18 protein-coding genes and 4 pseudogenes are annotated in these 17,755 nt (G+C 49.1%); 15 read left to right on the top strand and 7 right to left on the bottom strand.

The window, feature by feature from the left end; genetic code table 11:
* Positions 1-476: 476 nt before the first annotated feature.
* Entirely contained in the window at positions 477-1,088 is a 612-nt protein-coding gene (locus tag OXH18_RS15485; RefSeq protein ID WP_268608001.1) for a hypothetical protein, read from the top strand.
* A 181-nt stretch (positions 1,089-1,269) separates the two neighbouring features.
* Here the strand turns inward: OXH18_RS15485 and OXH18_RS15480 are convergent, their stop codons facing one another.
* Positions 1,270-2,526, bottom strand: a complete 1,257-nt coding sequence (locus tag OXH18_RS15480; protein ID WP_268608000.1) for an IS110 family RNA-guided transposase — start codon at positions 2,524-2,526, stop codon at positions 1,270-1,272.
* A 64-nt stretch (positions 2,527-2,590) separates the two neighbouring features.
* Between OXH18_RS15480 and OXH18_RS15475 the strand changes: the two genes are divergently transcribed.
* The 8 genes and pseudogenes from OXH18_RS15475 (at position 2,591) to vapC (ending at position 6,651) form a co-directional block, all read left to right on the top strand.
* Positions 2,591-2,842 (top strand): hypothetical protein, encoded by a 252-nt coding sequence (locus tag OXH18_RS15475; RefSeq protein ID WP_268607999.1) that lies wholly within the window; start codon positions 2,591-2,593, stop codon positions 2,840-2,842.
* A 252-nt stretch (positions 2,843-3,094) separates the two neighbouring features.
* Positions 3,095-4,003 (top strand): AraC family transcriptional regulator, encoded by a 909-nt coding sequence (locus OXH18_RS15470; RefSeq protein ID WP_268607998.1) that lies wholly within the window; start codon positions 3,095-3,097, stop codon positions 4,001-4,003.
* A gap of 118 nt (positions 4,004-4,121) precedes the next feature.
* On the top strand, positions 4,122-4,757 hold the full coding sequence (locus tag OXH18_RS15465; protein WP_268607997.1) for a LysE family translocator: 636 nt from the start codon (positions 4,122-4,124) through the stop codon (positions 4,755-4,757).
* A 192-nt stretch (positions 4,758-4,949) separates the two neighbouring features.
* Positions 4,950-5,438 carry a globin domain-containing protein gene (locus OXH18_RS15460; protein ID WP_268607996.1) on the top strand — a complete coding sequence of 163 codons (489 nt, stop codon included), beginning with the start codon at positions 4,950-4,952 and terminating at the stop codon, positions 5,436-5,438.
* Positions 5,439-5,483: 45 nt separating this feature from the next.
* A complete protein-coding gene (locus tag OXH18_RS25535; RefSeq protein WP_390904331.1) occupies positions 5,484-5,654 on the top strand; it encodes an AbfB domain-containing protein in 171 nt (56 codons plus the stop codon).
* Positions 5,623-5,955, top strand: coding sequence for an AbfB domain-containing protein (locus tag OXH18_RS25530; protein ID WP_390904330.1), 333 nt, complete (start codon positions 5,623-5,625; stop codon positions 5,953-5,955). The genes OXH18_RS25535 and OXH18_RS25530 overlap by 32 nt, the downstream gene beginning before the upstream one ends.
* A 98-nt stretch (positions 5,956-6,053) precedes the next feature.
* Positions 6,054-6,266, top strand: coding sequence for a type II toxin-antitoxin system VapB family antitoxin (locus tag OXH18_RS15455; RefSeq protein WP_233748806.1), 213 nt, complete (start codon positions 6,054-6,056; stop codon positions 6,264-6,266).
* Positions 6,253-6,651, top strand: a pseudogene (gene vapC / locus OXH18_RS25350) (type II toxin-antitoxin system VapC family toxin). The gene OXH18_RS15455 and the pseudogene vapC overlap by 14 nt, the downstream one beginning before the upstream one ends.
* Here the strand turns inward: vapC and OXH18_RS15445 are convergent.
* Complete coding sequence (locus OXH18_RS15445) at positions 6,605-6,988, bottom strand: hypothetical protein (RefSeq protein WP_268607994.1); 384 nt, start codon at positions 6,986-6,988, stop codon at positions 6,605-6,607. The pseudogene vapC and the gene OXH18_RS15445 sit on opposite strands and share 47 nt — an antisense overlap.
* A 147-nt stretch (positions 6,989-7,135) precedes the next feature.
* Between OXH18_RS15445 and OXH18_RS15440 the strand changes: the two are divergent.
* From OXH18_RS15440 to OXH18_RS25520, 4 genes and pseudogenes are all read left to right on the top strand, one after another.
* Positions 7,136-7,318, top strand: a pseudogene (locus OXH18_RS15440) (DNA adenine methylase); the annotation flags it as partial.
* Complete coding sequence (locus tag OXH18_RS15435) at positions 7,293-7,496, top strand: hypothetical protein (protein WP_315874594.1); 204 nt, start codon at positions 7,293-7,295, stop codon at positions 7,494-7,496. The pseudogene OXH18_RS15440 and the gene OXH18_RS15435, both read left to right, overlap by 26 nt.
* Before the next feature lie 105 nt (positions 7,497-7,601).
* Positions 7,602-8,017 (top strand): annotated as a pseudogene (locus OXH18_RS25525) (IS1 family transposase); the annotation flags it as partial.
* A gap of 4 nt (positions 8,018-8,021) precedes the next feature.
* Positions 8,022-8,447: pseudogene (locus tag OXH18_RS25520) on the top strand (ribonuclease toxin HepT-like protein).
* A gap of 12 nt (positions 8,448-8,459) precedes the next feature.
* Here OXH18_RS25520 and OXH18_RS15420 read toward each other — a convergent pair.
* Positions 8,460-12,695 carry a two-partner secretion domain-containing protein gene (locus OXH18_RS15420; RefSeq protein ID WP_268607991.1) on the bottom strand — a complete coding sequence of 1,412 codons (4,236 nt, stop codon included), beginning with the start codon at positions 12,693-12,695 and terminating at the stop codon, positions 8,460-8,462.
* 876 nt (positions 12,696-13,571) lie between these two features.
* Between OXH18_RS15420 and OXH18_RS15415 the strand changes: the two genes are divergently transcribed.
* Positions 13,572-13,949 carry a hypothetical protein gene (locus OXH18_RS15415; protein WP_268607990.1) on the top strand — a complete coding sequence of 126 codons (378 nt, stop codon included), beginning with the start codon at positions 13,572-13,574 and terminating at the stop codon, positions 13,947-13,949.
* A gap of 86 nt (positions 13,950-14,035) precedes the next feature.
* Here the strand turns inward: OXH18_RS15415 and OXH18_RS15410 are convergent, their stop codons facing one another.
* The 4 genes from OXH18_RS15410 to OXH18_RS15395 all read right to left on the bottom strand — a co-directional run bounded on the left by OXH18_RS15410 (position 14,036) and on the right by OXH18_RS15395 (position 16,929).
* A complete protein-coding gene (locus OXH18_RS15410; RefSeq protein ID WP_268607989.1) occupies positions 14,036-14,296 on the bottom strand; it encodes a sulfiredoxin in 261 nt (86 codons plus the stop codon).
* 220 nt (positions 14,297-14,516) lie between these two features.
* Positions 14,517-15,737, bottom strand: a complete 1,221-nt coding sequence (locus tag OXH18_RS15405; RefSeq protein WP_268607988.1) for a murein hydrolase activator EnvC family protein — start codon at positions 15,735-15,737, stop codon at positions 14,517-14,519.
* Positions 15,738-15,823: 86 nt separating this feature from the next.
* Complete coding sequence (locus OXH18_RS15400; RefSeq protein WP_268607987.1) at positions 15,824-16,456, bottom strand: LysE family translocator; 633 nt, start codon at positions 16,454-16,456, stop codon at positions 15,824-15,826.
* The gene (locus OXH18_RS15395; protein WP_268607986.1) at positions 16,453-16,929 is read right to left on the bottom strand and encodes an Lrp/AsnC family transcriptional regulator; all 477 of its coding nucleotides are present in this window, start codon (positions 16,927-16,929) and stop codon (positions 16,453-16,455) included. Before OXH18_RS15395 ends, OXH18_RS15400 begins: the two co-directional genes overlap by 4 nt.
* 137 nt (positions 16,930-17,066) lie before the next feature.
* Between OXH18_RS15395 and OXH18_RS15390 the strand changes: the two genes are divergently transcribed.
* Positions 17,067-17,720, top strand: a complete 654-nt coding sequence (locus OXH18_RS15390) for a DUF3122 domain-containing protein (RefSeq protein ID WP_268607985.1) — start codon at positions 17,067-17,069, stop codon at positions 17,718-17,720.
* Positions 17,721-17,755: the final 35 nt, after the last annotated feature.

Here is a 17,755-nt window from a genome sequence, read left to right as displayed (position 1 = left end):
TGCCTGTTTAGCACCTTATCAATCTCGATTCAGTCCACTTGTACTATATTGTCTCATAAAACGGCTTGGAAGTCAGATTGATATTAGGATTGGCTGTTCATTCTAGCTCACAAGCTTTTCAGCGTTGAAACTGGCATTTAAAGTTTTGATAAGCTCCTAACCCCTCTGAGTTTGTGCCGAAAGCAGCCCAACACTGCGCTGCAACGGACGGAGCAGAGATCTTGACTGGGACTCAAAAGTTGTCTGCCGCTGGTGAGCTTTGTCGTTAGACCGCTAGTCTTTGGGCGAAGCATTGTTAGGAAATATCGGTAAAGTGTTCAGCCTTGCGATAAATTACTGACTAGGCAATCACAGTGAAAATGCTCTAATTTAAGATGGAGCTTGTATAAGCAAAGAAATACATCGGAGCTTTCGGTTGAGTATGCCGAACTAGTAGAACAAGAGGATAAGTATTTCAGCTTAATTGGAGCTAAAACATGGGTAAAGAGGTCATTGCTGCATCTATAGCATTAATAGGAGTTATCGTTTCAGTGCTGATCTCGTTTTTTACAAGCCGGAGGCAAGCTAACATCGAGGTAGAAAAGCTTCGCGCAGAAATTCATCAAGATTTTAGCTTGAGGCTATTTGAGAAGAGGCTTGAACACTATCCAGATTTATACCAATACTTGAGCGAATTTAAGAAAGTAATTCAGTACGAGGAGGTTACTCAAGAACGAATAGTAGGCTTCTTAAAAAAATTGCAGGAATGGGATAGCAGGCACTCTATTTTGTTTGGATCAGACACTGGGAAGTTGCTATACCATTTTCGTGAAGAAGTTTTCAATTTAATGAGGAGATCGAATCAGGATATTCAAGTGTATTTTAACGATTCAGAAACTAGACATTTGTTCATTCAAAAGATGGCGCAGTTGGAACTATCGTTGAAATCAGAACTTGGAATTTATACTTATAACAGCCCTACCGATGTAAGAGAAGCAAAGCGATTCCGGTCGTATCAGGAAGTCACAGAGTTTTCTAGACAGCGGACACAGTTGAAGAATTCAAAATCGCGGTCTAACATAGCCTCTGAGGAGGATGGGGTCAAGTAAGTTTTTGAGTCTTTTTCAGTTGGCTTCTCGGCTTTTGAAACTTAGACAAACGATTGTAGGTTGGCTCTGAAAATGTGCATAATAGTATGCTTCAGAATCAACCATTCGTTCCTATTTTTGTTGCATTTTCTATCTCTTTAATCTTTCCTACTTTATCTCCAATAAAAACTGAATTTCCTTCTCAAATTGCCCCCAGCAACTTTACAATTGGCGAACCCTTACGCTGTAATGCTGCAACATACTTCGCCTCATCATATGGCTCTCGATTCTTCCAACAACCAAACAGAATCCGTATCCACTTGAACGCTAACGACCGCATCGCTGCTGGATGAGAATTGCCCTTGGCTCGCTGCATTCGATAATAGGCTTGTGCCCAAGCACAATGATGTCGGCTTTGATTGACCCACTCTACAAACGTCTGTCGCAAGAAGATCGGACAACTCCATCGCCAATGCACCCAATTCTTCTTGCCACTACTCTCTCTAACAGGGGCAATGCCAAAGTAACACATCATCTGCTGGGCACTGTCAAAACGCGATCGCTCTTCCCCAAAGGCTGCAAGTAATCGGGGAGCCAGATGTTCTCCAGCACCAGGAAGGGCTGCAAACCAACCTGCATCGGGAAGTGCCGTGAAACAACGATCGATCTTGAGCGTCAGTTCCGTTAAGCGTAGGAGTAACGGCTTTAACTGACCGATCAAGGTTTGCACGAGCCATTGCATCGGTTCGACAATGCCTGGGTCTTCGGTTAAGGAAATGCCAGAGGCGGCAATTTGTGCAATCCGACGAGTGATGGCACTACGACGAATCACTTGATGAGAGCGGAAAAACTGAGTTAATTCCTCTGGGGGCGCCGCTTGAGCGTCCTTGAGCGTGGGGTAACGTTCAACAAAAGCGCAAAATACCTGAGTATCCTTGTCCTCAAACCAATCCAACACTTGAGGATAGTAATTCTTCAGCGCAGCAATCCTGCGATTGCTCAGACGGACCTTCTCACCGACCAACATCCGTCTGGATTCAACCCACTGCCTTAATGCTCGCATCTGAGCACTTTCCGGCTGCCAGGCTGGAAGTTTGTCCTGGTGCTTTTGCAGCAGTTCGACCAGGATGCGGGCATCAATTGGGTCTGACTTGGCACGAGACGGCTGAAAGGCTTTGCGGTAGTTGGAAACGGTGCGTGGGTTGATCGGATAAAGCACCAAGTTTTCGTACTGGCAGAGCGCATAAATCAGTGGACCGCGCTTCTGCTCTAAGCACACTGCCAACAAAGCATTGCCGTATCGCTTTCGTAATCCCTTGACCCAAGCAGCAATGGCATCCGGTTGTGCGCCAATGACAGACTCTTCTATTTCACCTGTGGTGCAATCGTAAAGATAAATGTCGTGTTTGCGGTCAGACCAATCAATCCCGATGTAGGCAGCGTACACGTTCTGATTCATGATGTTATTCTCGAACTACAGTTGGTGATGCAACTGGGACTGCTTCTGCTCAGGCGAAAAGATTATGGCAGGTGTAGTCGCACCGTCCTCTGAGGATTCGTTATCGAGAGAAGCACAGGGTGGGGCGAGTCGATATGTTAGTAGACATCAAGTGTCACGCGATGCATGGTCGTCTCCCACCCTGTCTCCCAGTCCTGAGGCTGAGCTTACACCCTCTGCTTCAGTCCTGTCCCCCCATAATTCAAATGCAGCGGACGGTCGAGAGCTACTAGTGTTGAGTTCGAGCGTGCCTGCCGCCGCTGATTTGAGCCGTTAGCTAGCTCCACATATGACTGTGCATTCGTCCTAAAGGTTGTCAGTGAGTACGAAAATTAGCAGGAGGCGATCGCTGGGGGTTGGTGGTTGATATACGCGAGAGGTTAAGCGAAGTTACAAGCTCCAAAACATTTTTTGTTCCTGATGAAATTTTAGTAGGATGGCAATGGGGTTCGCGGGTGGAAGTTCCAAGTTAAGGGTGAAACTAGAACTATATCAGCGGACAGGCATCAATCATGAACTGGAGGCAATCATGCCAGAACAACCTTTGGTTATTGACTGTGCTGAATGGATAAAGTTGATGCCAAGCCCACCGGTGCTTACCAGTTTTCAATCGAGTTGGAACAACATCCAGCTTATTCATTATCGCCAACCCTTAGCCTGTCTGTCTGAAATATCCAACTCTCAACACCTGATCATAATTCCATTAAAGAATAAGGCAGTTAATTACGACATTGTCCTGGAGGGACGATCTCAAGTAGTTTCGTTTCAAGAAAAAGATTATCGCGGTGGTTGTATTGCGATCTTTCCCGCTACTTTGCCTTATGGATTTCATTCTCATTCTCATTATCAAGTAATGGAATGGATGCAGTGCTATTTAGAGCCTGTATTTCTGGCTCAGATCGCGCATGAATCGGTGAACCCCGATCGTGTCGAATTGTTGCCGATAATGAAAAAAGCTGACCCACTCATTCACCACATTGGTTTAGCACTCAAGGCAGGTTTAGAAGCAGACAGAGTAGGTAGTCGTTTCTATGCTGATTCAATGGCAACGGCGCTATCGGCTCATCTGCTGCGTCACTACTCTACCTGTAGCCATCATTTTCAAGACTATGAAGATGGGTTGTCGAAACAAAAGCTCAGGCAAGCTATTGAGTATATTCAGGCGCATTTAAGTGAAGACATATCTCTAAGTGACATTGCAAATGAACTTGGCATGAGCCAGTACTACTTCTGTCATCTATTTAAGCGATCGACTGGAGTATCACCTCATCAGTATCTCATTCACCAACGAGTAGAACAGGCAAAGCGTTTACTCAAGCAAACAGAGCGAACTGTTACTGCGATCGCCTTGGATTGCGGCTTTGCCAATCAGAGTCATTTTGCCAAGTATTTTCGCCAATACACTGGGATGAACCCGAACCAGTTTCGCAAGTTGTAGCAAGATTTTATTCTAACTTCGCAAGAAAATGGGCGATTTCACTGAAGCTGTTGGTTAAAGTGATTGCAACTTGAGCAATACTATCTACTTTCTTGCTCAGGGTTAGCAACATGAATTTATGCTGAGTCTTAGTTATTTCAAAGGGTGTGCGATCGGCTTAGCAGCAGCGGCTCCAATTGGGGGAATTAGCATTTTGTGCATCCGGCGCACCTTTGCAGAAGGTTGGTGGTGTGGTGTGGTTTCTGGGTTGGGAGTTGCTACAGCAGACGGCTTCTATAGTCTGATTGCAGGGATGGGAGCGGCTTCGATCGCGCCATTTCTAGAGCAGTATCAAAACGGGCTGCGAATTCTGGCAGGCATTTTGCTTTGTGCGATCGCCTGCAAAATTGCCCTAACATTGCCAACATCTCAACCAACCTCAGTTCAGGGTAAGCAATTGCTCAATCGCTACGGTTCAATGTTGGCGTTGACGCTTGCCGATCCTGTTCCTATCTTTTTGGCAATCGTGATTTTATCGGGTATTAAGTCTACTCATCACTCGCTTCACGCTGTGATATTAAGCTTAGGCGTTTTTAGCGGTTCGGTAGTATGGTGGTTGCTGCTCTCTAGCACTTGCACACTATTACACATCTGGCTAAAAAGAGTCCGTTGCGGAACATCTCAACCCATCATTCATCCTACTGTAGTGAAATGGCTCAATCGTAGTACAGGCGCAGCCTTGTTTGGCTATGGCCTATTTGTGTTAGGCGGGTAGATTAGGTTATGGGATAGGTCAAGAACCTCTATAGGGCAGCCATCTCTTGAGAAGTGCCGAAGCTTAACCAGTTTTTCCAAGTCATAGCAAGATTTTGTTCTAACTTGGCAAGAAAATGTGCGACTTCATCGAAGGGTTTAGTTACCCTCGGTGATTAGAAAAAATATGTTCGTAACCATTCAGCAGTCAGTCATGGTTAGTCAAAAAACGATCGAAATTGTCAAAGCAACGGCACCGATTTTAAAAGAAAGAGGGGAAGAGATTACGCGGCGAATGTATGAAATTGCCTTTACCGAGCGACCTGACTACAGACGGGGTTTTGAAAATACATGGATGCAGCATTTCGATGGCGGTGGGCAGGCACACAAATTAGCAGCGGCTGTTTATGCCTATGCCACTCACATCGATCGCTTGGAGAAATTAACAGCGACAGTCGATCACATTGCCCATCGTCATGTTGCAACTCGCATTTTGCCAGAGCAGTATCCCCTGATTGGTGAAAAGTTGTTGCAGGCGATGAAGGATGTTTTGCAAGATGCTGCAACCGATGAGGTGATTGCCGCATGGGCTGAAGCGTATGAGGCTTTAGCCAGCTTGTTTATTCAGAAAGAAAAGGCAATCTATCAACAAGAAGATCAAGTCCTGACGGAACGATTGGCAATTGCTAACAATCCTGGTTAGTACCTGGCTCCGTATCCACTATCTTTCTTTAGCAAGGAAGAACCTATGGCAACTATTTCTTTACGTTCAATTAATTTTTCTGACCGTTTTATACGTCATGCTAATTTTCTGGGGGAACTCACTCCTATTGTCAGCGAGTTGGATAAGAACGATGCTACGTTTGAGATCGTTCAAGGGTTAGCGGATGATAGACTCATTTCATTTAGATCAGTATAACTTCCCTAACTATTACTTAAGACATCAAAATTTCCGGCTCAAGTTGCAGGAAGGCAATCCTCCTCTTAGTGGAACACAAGATCGACTATTTGCAGAGGATGCAACTTTCTTTTGGCGACCAGGCAACTCAGATGTTGCCGCATCGTCTTTTGCATGTTTCAACTTTCCCAACCGATTTATACGCCATAGAGAATTTCATCTGTTCATTGAACCGCTGGGCGATGCCGTTTCGTTCCAAGACTCCACATTTAAGATAGAATCAGGTTTCATTCCGCCACCAGCACCGCCGGTAGTGAATTAATGGACTGTAGGAAGAGTAATTAGGAAAAGTAACAATGAGGGTAGCTACACTAGAGTAAAACTAATTGCCTCTGAAACCAATTTCCCAATAGCTACCCTATGCAAATCACTCTCAATCTCGACGAATCCCTTCTCAACGAAGCCTTTCAACTCACCAATCTCACCACTCAAGAAGAACTGATTAAACTCGCTCTGCAAGAATTTGTGCGATCGCGCCGCAAGAAAAACCTTCTCGACCTCGCGGGGCAAATTCAGTTCACTCCAGATTTCGACCATAAAGCTCTGCGCGAAACTCGTCATGTTGCTGATTGATACATCCGTTTGGATCAGCCTCTTCCGCGATCGCAGTGGTCAAGTTCGCCAGCAACTCAAAACCCTGATTGCCAATCGAGAAGTTTTACTCACTCGATTTACTCAACTTGAACTGCTTCAAGGCAGCTTGAATGAGCAAGAATGAGATCTCCTTTCCACTTACCTCGAAACACAGGATTACGTTGAGCTTACAAATCAGTTTTGGCAATCAGCAGCCCGTATCTACTTTGATCTACGCCGTCAAGGACTTACTGTTCGCAGCCCAATCGATTGCTGTATTGCTCAAGCAGCACTGGAAAACAATTTGCTTCTGATTCACAATGATCGTGACTTTGAAGTCATTGCCCAAGTGCGTCCCCTTCAAAACTTTCGTTTTCAGCCTTGAACCCTCTTCGTACTTGAGGATTATCGGTAGGGTAAGCCAGACCTTGCACTCGTTCTTTAGCGTGATCGGTCAGCCCGAAACCGCCCAGAAGGTTGTCAGTTGAGGCCGTGGTTTGCGGGTTAGCTGTGATTGCGAAAGCACCCAGAACATGGTTAGTGAGGGCGATAGCGAGGGGCGATCGGTGATCCCAAAACCGGACAGGAGATTGTGAGTGAGGCGTAGTTGAAGGGCGACCCTTGCGGTATCTGCGAAGCAGCACGGTGCGTCGCTGAGCTAACAACGCTGTTGCAACGGATTGGTGAGTTCTGGCTGTAGGGGAGCAAAGTTGATCCGCCACCACTGCACTTCACCGTTAGCTGGCTTCAAGTTATCTGTAGGACGGTATCTGAAACCACTGGTTGAGCATAAAGTTTTCAAGCGACCCCCGTCTCAAGGGCATTAGTTCGTGTATACTTCTTGTCCAGAGTCAACGTTGGGAAAGCAAATGGGCAAGGTAATTGCATTTGGGTGGTACGGTGGAAAATTTAATCACCTAAACTGGTTGCTTCCTTTATTGCCCCAAGCGACCCACTATTGTGAGCCGTTTGCAGGCTCCGCTGCTGTACTACTCAACCGGGAACCCTCTCCAGTTGAAACCTACAATGACGGCGATCGCCAGGTTACAAGCCCTACCTGAAAGCGAACAGGATGCGATCGCTGCAATGATTTTGGAAGAAATTGAGGACGATCGGCATTGGGATGAATCATTCTCTCAGTCACCAGATATTCTTGCAAAACTGGCTGCTTCTGCAATGGCTGAATATCATGCAGGTCAAACCCAAGAACTTGACCCAGAGACACTGTGAAGTCGCGCACTACTACCGAGTTTCGTAAACTATTCGCTAATTGGTAGTGCCCCAAGGGTAATGATGGGTTTGTTAAGATAATCAAGAAGCCACCGTTGACGACTCATGCCGACCTACCCTGAATGCCAAGCCACTCGTACGGTCAAAAACGGCCACATCCACACGGGTAAGCAACGCTATCTCTGCCGCCAATGCGGCTACCAGTTCGTCGAGCCTCCGGCAGATAAACGCATTGACCAGTCCACGCGAGAACTCATTGACCGGCTGTTGTTAGAGCGGATCTCGATGGCAGGTATCGCGCGAGCCGTGCAGGTGTCTGAGCAATGGCTTCAGGATTACGTCAATGACAAAGCGGCCCAAACTGCGACTCGGGCCGAGGTAGCGCCCAAAAAAAGGGGCCGTTAACCGTGCAGTGCGATGAACGCTGGTCGTTTGTCGATAACAAAGGCAACCCGCAATGGGTGTGGCTCGCGTTAGATGCCAATACCCGAGAAATGATTGGGGCGCCTGTCGGTAGAAGACTATGTGGGAACCTTAGCTTTGAACCTGTATGGGTTTTACACTGGCGTTGAGCGTTGCTTTGAAGAAATCGCTCGCCAGTTAGATGAAACTGTTCCATCGGGTACAGATTGGCATCGTCTACTGCGGCAAATGTCAGCCGAACTTCCTGATTTACGTCCGCCCGTTACTCAAACAGCAACCCGTCAAACGATCGATGAATTCCGTGCCTTTCGCCGTTGGCGATTGAAGAGGTAGCGCAGGCTGAAAAAAAACCGTCAAACGATCGATGAATTCCGTGCCTTTCGCCGTGTAGTCAGAAACGTTTACACATTTGACTTGCAGCCACATCGGGTAGTAGCCTTGGCTGAAGCATTAGCGGCGTGTTTTGCAGTTTTCAAGCGGGATATTGAAGCCTTCTGCAATTTTCTCAAATCTGTCTCCTTGGAATGATCAAACCTAATTTCATCTCTCTGTCGCTGAACATTCACGACTTAATATCCAGCGTCCATCCTCTAGCTGATAAGCTCCTTGCGGTTCTATAATCTCATCACCAAGCTGCCAAGAGCGATCGCTGGGTTCGTCAGGAATCGATCGAACAGGGGCAGTGGGATAGGACGAGGGGGGAGTATTGCCAGGGCGACGGGGTAACCCCCCAGGACCAGTGATGATGAACGTACCAATTTCTGCTTGGCTGCGGACAACACAACTGTTTGCGACTAAAGCATCAGTATCGATCGCGGTATCAGGTAAGCCAGTTAAGCTATTTTGAATCGCAGTTGTATCAGGTGTGGTGATGATTCCAGCCGCCAACTCTCCATCCGCATTCACATCGACCCGATCGTTGCCATCAAAGGGAGGTTTAGAGCCAAGCGCACCAGATTGGCTAAAGAAAGCATCGAGGGTGATGTTGCCGCCCCGCGCATCTTGCGATCGGGCCAGAATATCACTATCGTCAAAAGCGATGATACCAGAGCCGCGTAGGGTAATGTTGCCACCGTTTCCCAAACTATTCGTGGTAATGTCACTATCGCCACGCAGAATCACTAGCCCTGATGGAGTATCGGCATTAACGGTGATATCTCCACCGGACGATCGAGTGGCAGTTGTTGTAATATCACCATTGATTAACTGTAATCGCTCTGATGCATTCAAGCGAATGTTACCAGCCATTCCCCGTCCTTGACTTTGCGCGGAAACAACAGCGCCGTCTTGCAGCATTAGATTTGTGCTATTGACGGTAATTCTACCGCCATCACCTGTAGAGTCCGATCGTGTATTAGCAAATAGCCCACTGTTTGCACCTTGGTTAAATACTACCTCTTCACCAAATTCTCGTAATCGTTCACGATAGTTTGCATCAGTACCCGACAGCAACACCCGATTGGCATTCACGGTAATAGCTCCAGCCTGTCCTGCTTGGCTGGTTGTGGTGATTACCTGTCCACCCCCGATCGCTTCAAAAGTATTGGCATTAATCTCAATATTGCCCCCCCGAGAACGATTCTGCGTGCGGGCATTGACAATGGCCCCACCCGAGACACGAAAGCGATCGGTATGGATGCGAATGGTGCCGCCCCGTCCAATCGGGCTATTACTTTCAGCAGACGTAAATAATCCACCAGAGAATCCATCTCTGCTAATGCCATCAACAATCACCGCATTCCGCGCACTCAAGATCAAGTTTCCGGCCCGACCCCGTGCTAGCGTGGCCGCACTGACGCGCCCACCGTTGGTCACAGACAACGTTCCCGTATTGATGCGAATATCCTGCCCATTACCTCTGGCGTTGCCCTGCACCGTACTAAACGCGCCACTGTAGGTAAAGCCGCCATTGGGAAAGCGAGTACTGCGCCCATCAAATACGACCGAATCTGTTGCATTAATCGTGATATTGCCTGCATCCCCTCGACCAAACGTGGTAGCTAGGAATTGCGCTCCATTGGTCGCAGCCACCGATCGCGCCGACACAGTAATGTTGCCACTGCTGCCAATCCCCGTTGGTTCTACAGTGCTGTAAACGCCGCTGAGTGAAGTTCCCTGTCTGCCACCTAAGACAATTCGATCGCTAGCATTAATGACCACGTTACCGGCAGCCCCCCGCCCAGAGGTGCTAGTGATGATGGTAGCTCCATTCAACACCCGCAGCGATCCAGTGCGAATGGTAATATCCCCGCCTCGACCAATACCCGTTTCGCCTAACGAGGTGAGCAATCCAGAACGACCTGACAGCCTAATCGTATCGCGGATGCGCAGGCGGATTGATCCAGCGTTACCCTGCCCAAACGACGCCGTTGCTAGTTGAGACCCGCTGGTAACTGACAACGAACCAGCCCGGATCATAATATCGCCTGCATTGCCCACACCGCCCTGCGAAATGCCGCTTTGAGCGCTGCCCCCTCCTGAAAAAGAGACAGAATCACGGGCTATGATCTCAATATTGCCCCCATTGCCGCGTCCCGATGAATTGACGCTCAAACCAAACCGATTGGTGGCTGAAAAAGAACCCGTGCGGATGATAATATTTCCAGCTTGCCCCACGGCTGTAGACAGAGGACCTCCGCCAATTAGACTGGTGTCTAAGGAAACTGAATCTCGCGCCGTAATTACTACATTGCCGCCGTTTCCTTGCCCTAAAGAACCCGCAAAAATTCCCGCTCCTTCAGTCAAACTCAGGGTTCCAGTATTGATCCTGACATCGCCCGCATTCCCAATCCCGGACCGACTCACGGTTGTAGAAACCCCTGCAAATTCTCCCTGAAATACTACGCGATCGCCCGCATTGATGATGACATTACCTGCATTGCCCGTTCCTTGGGTACTAGCAATGATTCGACTCTCATCGTTGAACAAAACAGTATTGGCATTGATCACCACTGCCCCCCCATCGCCCACACCATTAGGGAGTACTCCGTGGATGATTAGGCTGGTTTGATCAGTAGTGCTGCTTAATGCCACCGTATCGCGGGCATTGAGCGTGATGGTTCCTGCTGCTCCTTGTCCATCAGTGTCGGTTCGCAGTTGGGCCCCGTTGCGCAGAAAGATGGAATCCGCGTCGATCGTAATATTGCCGCCATTGCCGTTGCCTGTGGATTCAACCCGGCTGACGGCAAACGAAATTCGACCGTCGGCACTGACGCCATCCAACGTCACCGTATCTTGGGCCGTGATACGAATGTTGCCCGCATTGCCACGCCCACTCGTGTTGACATTGAGTTGTGCCCCATCGCGAATCGAAACCGTCTCGGCGTTGATGACAATATTGCCGCCATTGCCTGTGGCTCCTTCCACAACATTGCTGAAGAGGGCAGCGCCGCTGCCTGTTAGCGACACCGATCGAGCGTTAAGTGTGATAGTTGCAGCATTGCCTTGCCCAAAGGTAGATGCATCGATTTGCGAACCGTTGCTGAGGGAAATTGAGTTAGCCTCAATCGTGACATCTCCTTCGCCGCCGATCGCCCCAGTGCCCAGCCCTGTGAAAATCAGTCCGCCTGTCAACGAGACCGCCTCTCGGACCCGGATCATAACATCACCCGAATTGCCTCGTCCGCCTGTGAAGGCAGAAATAATTGACCCGCTTCCCGCTTCCAAGCTTTCTGTATTAATAATGACATCGCCTGCATTACTAGGGGTCGCCGCATCCACCGATCCAGCTTGGATATTGTACAAACCCGCCTGAAAGCCACTTGACCCCACCCCCAACAGCGTTACCTGATTGGCATTGACGACAATATCGCCCGCATCACCACTGCCTTCGGTTCCTGCCACCAAGCGACCGCCATTCAACGCACTAAAGCGATCGGCATTGACGACAATGTTGCCGCCACCCAGACCCCGCACTCCTACGCGGGAATCATTGTCCAGCAGCACATTCGATCGGGACACATTATCAGGAAAGCTGAGGCGAAACGCCTGATTAGTTGTATCTAGGGCGATCGTTCCGGCTGCCGCCAATCCCCCTAGTTCAATGTGGCCCCCGTAGGCATTTAGGTTTCCCCCTTTGCCCATGTCAATATCGCCACCTACCAACAGCAGGCTTTCTCCATCGGGAACGCGCAGTCCCAAGGCTGGTTGTCCATCAGGTCGAGTTCCGGCAGCAGCAATCGAATCATTCGTAATGCTAGCGGGTGGCGAAAGTTGATTAAAAAATAGGGCAGACGGATCAACCGTCAGCAACGAGGGCACTTCTGGATTGGTGGCGCTGAAGAATCCTTGTTCGCCAAACTGAATGCCATTAGCAGTCGTGGCAACAAACGAGCCGCCTACATCCAGGCTGGAATTTGGGCCAAACAGAATGCCGTTGGGGTTAATCAAAAATAAGTTGACACTAGAGTTAACGAACGCTCCACCCTCAATTCCTCGAACTCCTAACGTCCCGTTGATTTCCGATCGCGTTCCGCCTGTCACCCGCGAGAAAATATTGTCGATACCCAATTGATGAATGAAATAGGCTCCCCGTCCAGCATCAATGTTGAACTCCTGGAAGCTGTGGAAGAGATTGCGTCCTCGTGTTGCACCGCCTTCAATCAAGTCGATCGTGCCATTCAATTCCCGCACTCGCGATCGTTCCTCACCCAACGTGTCATCTGGAACTGGTTGTGCTACGGCTGCCCCCATGTCAATTCCACTAAACAGCCCAATTCCACTGAACAGTAAGCTACCAGCCAAAAGCCACTGCCATTTCATTCCTGCGTTACCCATGTACTCGTTACTCGTTACTGTTACTCGTTGCGGCAAATAGTGCCTGGACTACCTTACCGCGATCGAACGTTGCACGCGCTGAGTTTAGGAATTTTTCAAAGATTGAGCCAAGGACGCAAATACAGCAACGGATGCCGCCAACATTGCAAAGGCTGGCACAAATGCTGCATTGGGTTGACCCATTGTTGCATCGGCTCAGGCAAATGCTAGAAATGCTATCGCAATTACAGCAAATTGATCAGCCAATGTAGCAAACGCTGTCGCAATTACAGCAAATGAAGCTGCCGATCGAGTAATTGAAGCCGCTGATCAAGCAAATGGAGTCGCTGATCAAGTAATTGAAGCAACCGATCTTGCAAAAGCGTGAACCATTGCAGCAAACGCAGCCGCCCATGCAATAACGGTGACAGCCACAGATGAACGCAACCCAGCCATAGCTCTACATCATTGAACGATCGCCTAGTTTTTTGGGCGTGTTGCTGAATTCAGGCAGGATTTGCCACCCTTGACCCGACTGTCAGGGCCGTTCGCGAAACGCCCCTACGAGATTCATCCATCCGATCGGCAACGCCTTTTTTGCCATTTACGCTTGTGTAATTCGATCGTTTGTTTTATGCTGGCGAGTACTGGTTTTTTCCAGCCCGGAGATGACCAGTGACCCATCGGTTCAAGGTGAGGTATAGCGCTGATCAGGGAAGTTGCGAGCGACCCCGACCAGCTAACCTAACTTCCTGACACCAGCAGGAAGCAGGCTTTGATGAGTGTATCATCTGGCCTTGCTGATGCTGCAATTAAGTTTGAGAGCCGTCTCTCACACCTTGGGCTTTTTCTAGAGATGCGATCGAGCTTTGGGGAATGGGTAATCGGTAATCGGTGATGGGTGAGTCGTGTGAGGGTTCAAACCGCCTTGCCACTCTACCCATTGACTCTACCTTTCTGGAGGGGGTGCGGGAGATACAGCCGTCCTCCACTGGGAGCGTGGGGGAACCCCCAATTCTTGAAGTCTCAGCACGATCGCGCTTGCAGCACAATCCGCAAAAAAGGAATACCAACATGACTGGAGAATGGAACGAGCAATTGCCCATTGTTGACGACGATCGGGTACAAATTTGGATTATCGGTTCTCGCGAGCAAGTGACACACCAGATGAATGAGTTTTACGTGCGCAAAATGACCAACGATCGGGTGAAATTCACCCCCATCATTCCGGCTCCGTTTGCGGCAGGCAAATACATGACCGTCCTGGTGAGGTAGGCGATCGGCGTTGGGGAGGGGAAGTGGGAGTAGTGGGAAAAGAGGGAGAAGGTGGAAAGGGCTGAGAGGCTGATTGGAAAGGCAAATTACGCTAGGTGCATTTTTAACACTGCTTTGGGAGCACGGCGCACTTTACACAAAATAGTTTCGTGCCCAAGCCGAGAACATGCTTCATAGCGGTGACAACCGGAAAAGCCGTAATATTCGCCGTCCACTTCCAGTACATCGATCGGTTCTTGTAACCCAATTTCGTCGATCGACGCCATCAGCGCTTTTACCTTTTCCTGATCGTTTTGGCGAAACAACGGACGCCGGATATTTTTAATAGGAATCTCCTGAATTCGCATGAGTCTCTTCTTTTTCTCTTTTTCCTACTGCAAGTCATACTTTCTATATCATACTCATTATGAGTACGTCTTGCAAGCAATGAATTAAAAAGCCCGACAAATTGCCGGGCTAGCTCTTGGTGTGAGGAGTGTGAAGTGAAAGTTAATTTAAAGATAGCGAATTTGTATGAAATTGGTGGAACATTTGTGTGTCGTTTTCGTCAAGAATTTGTTCCAGGATTCAAAGATAATTGAGTGGATCGATCGGTTCGCCGCTGGCTCGCACTTCAAAATGCAGATGTGGTCCTGTGGAAAGCCCCGTAGAGCCGATCGCCGCAATTAGTTGTCCTCGTTGCACGGTTTGTCCTTCCGAGACGTACAGTTCACTGGCGTGTCCGTACAGGGTGGTGATGCCACTCCCATGATCGACAATCACCGCCTGCCCATAGCCGCCATACCAGCCCGCAAATAGCACCACACCTCCTTTCGCAGCCCAAATCGGGCTACCATAATCGGCTCCAAAATCCAAGCCAGCATGAAAGCGCGAATAGCCCAATACCGGATGCACCCGATAGCCAAAGCCGCTGGTAATTATGCCACCCGACGGATACCCCATTGCCCCGGTGCTATAGGGAGCGGTTTTGTTTTGTCGTGCCTGTTCTGCCAAACGTTGTTGAATCAGAGCCGCTAGATTTTCAGAATCTTTTGCCAACTGTTCTTCCGCCGCTTCCAGGGCGCGACGATCGGCTTGCAAGCGTTTAATCAAGTCCTGTTGGGTTTTGGCTTGGGCTTGATAGTCTGCCTTTTGGGTTTGCAGTTCTTGTGTAATCAAGGCGATTTGGTTTTTCTGCGATTCCACACCGCGCCGTTGTTTTTCCAGATCGTCCGCATCCTGCCGCAACTCTGCCAGAATTTTGCGATCGGCTTGATACATTAAGCGCAACTGATAGCGACGATCGAGAAATTCATTTAGGTTTTCGCTCTGCAACAACACCGCCCATCCCTGATTGCCCTTCTGCCGCTGCCAGTAGCGCAAGCGGGCCACCGTTGAGAACTGTTTGTCTTGATAAGTGGCTTCGGCAACCGCTAGCTTTTTTTGCAAATCCTTCAGCCGACCGTTCGCCTCTTCAAGCTTCTGCTCGTTTTCAGCAATTTGGGCTGCCGTCGCCTGAATACGAGTTTGCAAACCGCCTAGCTGCTCTTGCGCCGATTGCTCTTGAGTCTGCAAACGTTCCTGCTCTTGCTGCACTCCTGATCGCGTTTGATCGATCGTCTTCTGCTGTTGCTGCAAGTCTTCGATCGACTCGGTAGCTTCTGCGAGATATATATCTACTAGAGACGAATTGGAGTAGCCCGGCGCGGCTCGACTGGGGACGGCCAATCCGGTTGTCCAGAAACTAATTAACAACAAGCTGAACCATACCCCGCACCATCCAATCGTTTTTCGGAAGGTTAAACGCAATCTGCTCCTGCATTGGCAGGAACGAAGCGATCGACAGGTAGCATGTTTCACAATCATTTCACATCTATTTCCCAACCAACAGCCACTCATCTCGAAAGACTGAGCGCCATTATGCCAAATCCCAGCAGAATTAAACCTGAAATTCTGTTGAGCCACAATAAGCGATGGAGGTTGAAGCGCGATCGAAGCAAATTCACACCACTGCTGAGCAAGAGCCACCAGGCCGCCGATCCTACAAACACACCCATCACCAAACTCAGCGCAGTCAGATAATCACCGTCGCTACTGGCCAACCCTAATCCGGCAAACACTGCTGCAAAAGACACGATTGTGGCGGGATTGGTCAGTGTTAAAAATAATGTAGAAAGATAGGCATCGGCATATCCTCGACGCGGGGAGGTAGTTGCTTGGCGATCGGGCTTGATGGCATCGGCCGTGGGTTTGCTCAAGCAAGTCCTGATGCCCAAGTAGCACAAAAACAACCCACCGACAATCCGGAGCCAAACCGCTTGCACTAGCACATTCGACACCACCGTCAGCCCAAAGCCCGCGACTATCCCATATACGGCATCCGCAGACGCCGCTCCCAAGCCAGACAATAGCCCGATCGCGCCACCATCGGTCAGCGTGCGCCGAATGCAAAGAACCCCGATCGGCCCAACGGGTAGGGCGATGAAAAATCCGATCAGGAGTCCGCGTAGGAAAAAAGTGCTGTTCATGAGCGTTGGGAATCGGGAGTTTGGATGGGTAATGCAGTGGTTTCTTTTACGGTGGAAAGGGCGATCGTGGTACGGGTTTTTAAGAGGCCGGGTAAGCGTTTCAATTCTTCGCTGATTAAATGCTCTAGATCTTGGGTAGTGCGACAGCGGACTTTCAGCAGGTAGTCGTCGTCGCCGGTGACGTGGTGACATTCTTGAATTTCGGGAAGGCGCTGAAGGATTTCAAGAAATTGGTCCCGATGACGCGGATGTTCCAAGGTGACGGCAATGAATGCCAACAGATCACAGCCGATCGCGCTGGGATTGACGATTGCGGCATAGCCAGTAATCACCTGTTTCTCTTCCAGTCGCCGTACTCGATCGGCTGTGGCAGGGGCTGAAAGCCCCAATACGGTTGCAAGTTCTGCCCAAGTGATGCGCCCTTGTGTCATCAAATGTTGAATTGCCTTATAATCAACAGAATCTAAATCCATAAAGTTATTTTTATTAGGTCAAAACTATATATATCTTTCTAAAAATAAGAAATCAAGATATTTCATTGCGAAAACAACCCAACTGAGGCAAAGGCTGGGTAAACGGGATAAGCTCCTCTATAGACGAGGGAGATGATATGAAGAGACAAGATATTGGCTTTGAATGGCGGCGGTTATGGCGCTGGTTACTGGGACTGGGGTTAATAGGCTGGTTATGGCTAGGTGGCGGCCATCTGTCCCCGTCCTCGGCCAGTATTTTGCACACGGCTGATACTGCCGATGCGATCGTGGTACAATCTCGCCGCACACTGTGGGATGCCAAACACCATAGTTGGCAGGTAATTGCCTTTAAACGAGTGCAACCCGGCACGGCTGAAACGATTCAGTTGCGGTTAGTGGCCTTTCCCAATCGCGGCAAAATTGCCCATCCCCAACCGCTGCGACTCAGCGATATTCAAGAACACACTTGGTTGCTGGATGATCGATCGGAGGAAATTTCGGCGATGTCCACCACGCTAGATACGGTTGGTCAATATGATCTGGCGGCAGTTTTGGAGCAATTACCCACTCAACGCCTGCGCTTGGAAATACCAATCGTCAATCACGATCCAATTGGGCTACGCATTGCACCAGGTTTGATTCAAGAATGGCAGACCGTTGCCCACACCGAAGCCGGTCAACTGATTGATACCTGCGAGCTATTTCCCCTGGAAGCGCGGCACAATCCTGCTTTTCCTGCCTGGACTCGTTGTCAGATAGAGCCTATAGAACAAAAACGATCGTCCCTTTAGGTAGGAACGATCGCTTGTTGATATTCTGAATGTTG

The sequence above is a fragment of the Thermocoleostomius sinensis A174 genome, assembly GCF_026802175.1.
In the GTDB taxonomy this organism is placed as follows: Bacteria; Cyanobacteriota; Cyanobacteriia; order Elainellales; family Elainellaceae; genus Thermocoleostomius; species Thermocoleostomius sinensis.
The sequence above is the reverse complement of the archived record's forward strand: the minus strand, read 5'-3'. Positions and strand labels throughout refer to the sequence as shown.